We start from the raw sequence: 2378 nt of genomic DNA on the forward strand, positions 1-2378 counted from the left end.
TTTGGACTTCCCGTTCTTCCAGGGTCAAACCTCACCTGTTGGCATGGGGGGGCTCGGGAAGGGTGAGGGCTCCGCGGGGGGCTCCCCCTGGCCCCCCCCTTCGTGTACGTCTGCGGGTCAGACCTGCTTCTTGGACTTGTCCAGGACCATAACCAGGGCCGTGATCGCCAGGAAGATCGCGATGGGCGCCACGACGTAGAGGCCGATGGTCTCCATCGCGCTGAGGCCCGGACCCGGGTCGTCACCGTCGTCCCGGACGAGCGCGAGTGCCGGGGCCGACATGAGCATCATCATCAGCGTCGTCCCGGCCGCAACGACGCCGGCGCGCTTAGCGTTCTTCTTGTCCACGGTGCCAACGTAGCGAACGGCTAGACGGGGCGCTCGCCCGGGGGTGCCGTACGGGGCCTCGGAGGGCGCAGGACCCCCATCAGGGCGTGCAGGCGGGGCGAGGCGGTGATCTCCTCCAGAGTGACGGGGTGGCCCTCCGGGTCGGCGATCGGCAGCCGCCAGTTGGGGTACTGGTCCCAGGTGCCGGGGAGGTTCTGCGGGCGGCGGTCGCCCACGGTGTCGGGGAGCCAGACGCCGATCATCCGGGCGGGGGTGGCGGCCAGGAAGCGGTGGACCGCGCGGACGGCGGCGGGCTCGTCTCCGTCGCCCTCGGGGAGCATCCGCAGCCGGGCGAGGAGGGCGAGCCATTCGGCGGTGCCCGTGACGTCCTCGGTCAGCTCCTCCTCCAGGGTGCGGGTGAGCAGGCCGAGGCGGTGGCGCAGCGTCACGTGATCGCCGGTCAGCCGGGCGGCGGTGGAGGGCAGATCGTGGGTGGTGGCGGTGGCGAGGCAGTCCCGCCGCCACTCCTCGGGGGCCAGCGGGCGGCCGTCGCCGTCCCAGTCGCGCTCGAACCAGAGCACGGAGGTGCCGAGCACCCCGCGCCGGGCGAGCGCCTCGCGGACGCCGGGCTCGACGGTGCCGAGATCCTCCCCCACGACGACCGCGCCCGCGCGGTGGGCCTCCAGGACGAGGACGGCGAGCATCGCCTCGGCGTCGTACGTGACGTAGGTGCCGTCGGTGGGCGGGCGCCCCTCGGGCACCCACCAGAGCCGGAAGAGGCCCATGACGTGGTCGATGCGCAGGGCACCCGCATGGGCCAGCAGGCCGCGCAGCAGGCCCCGGAAGGCGGCGTAGCCGGTGGCGGCGAGGGCGTCGGGGCGCCAGGGCGGCAGCCCCCAGTCCTGGCCGCGCGCGTTGAAGGCGTCCGGGGGCGCTCCGACGGACATGCCGTGGGCGAAGGCGTTCCGTTGGGCCCAGGTGTCGGCGCCCGCCGGGTGCACGCCGACGGCCAGGTCGTGGACGATCCCGATCTCCATCCCGGCGTCCTCGGCGGCCCGCTGGGCGTCGGCGAGCTGGGTGGCCGTCAGCCAGGCGAGGCGGCAGTGGAGGTCCACCCTCTCCAGCAGCCGGGCGCGGGCGCGGGCGGTGGCCGGGGAGCGGGGGTCGCGCAGGGGTTCGGGCCAGGAGTGCCAGTCGGGCCCGTGCTCCTCCGCGAGGGCGCACCACAGGGCGTGGTCCTCCAGAGCCTGGCCCTGCTCGGCCAGGAAGTCGCAGTAGGCGGCGCGGCGGCCGGGGGTGAGCGGGACCTCCGCGATCAGCTCCAGGGCCTGCCGCTTCAGCTCCCAGACGGCGTCCCGGTCGATCAGGGCGCCCTTGTTGAGGACGGCCTCGCTGAGGGCGGCGGCGTCCTGGCGGAGGTCGTCCAGGATGGCCCGGTCGTGGATCTGCCCGTACTCCGGGATGGACTCGACGTGCAGGTGGACGGGGTCGGGGAAGCGGCGCGAGGAGGGGCGGTACGGCGAGGGGTCGGTGGGGCGGCCGGGGACCGCCGCGTGCAACGGGTTGACCTGGACGAACCCGGAGCCGAGGGTGCGCCCGGCCCAGGCGGCGAGGTCGGCCAGGTCGCCGAGGTCGCCCATGCCCCAGGAGCGGGCGGAGAGCAGGGAGTAGAGCTGGACCAGGAAGCCGTGGCTGCGCTCGGGCGGCTGCGGGAGGCGGGCCGGGGCGACGACCAGGGTGGCGGTGGCTTCGTGGTGGTCGGGCGTGCGGACGTGGAGACGGTGGATCCCGTACGGGGGGCGGGTCCAGCCGGCGGGGGCGGCGGGATCGCGGGGGGCGGTGGTTCCGGTCTCCGGTCCGGCCGCCCGCGCGGGTCCGGCGGTTCCGGTTCCGGCGGCTGATCCGGCCCCCGGGCCCCCGGCCGCCGGCTCCGGGGGGGGGGGGGGGGGGGGGGGGGGGGGGGGGGGGGGGGGGGGGGGGGGGGGGGGGGGGGGGGGCAACAACACAAAAAACGAGGGGGGAAGGAAGAGAGAGGGGGGAGGGGGGGGGGA

General features: G+C 75.7%; 2 protein-coding genes. Both read right to left on the bottom strand.

The annotated features are described in order from the left end of the window. Positions 1 to 117: 117 nt before the first annotated feature. The gene (locus AC0682_RS19175; RefSeq protein WP_159030008.1) at positions 118 to 348 is read right to left on the bottom strand and encodes a hypothetical protein; all 231 of its coding nucleotides are present in this window, start codon (positions 346 to 348) and stop codon (positions 118 to 120) included. A 20-nt stretch (positions 349 to 368) separates the two neighbouring features. Beyond that, positions 369 to 2378 (bottom strand): 4-alpha-glucanotransferase (gene malQ / locus AC0682_RS19180; protein WP_478534063.1); only part of this gene is annotated, 2010 nt, incomplete at its 5' end.

The sequence above is a fragment of the Streptomyces sp. NPDC043746 genome (assembly GCF_056436485.1).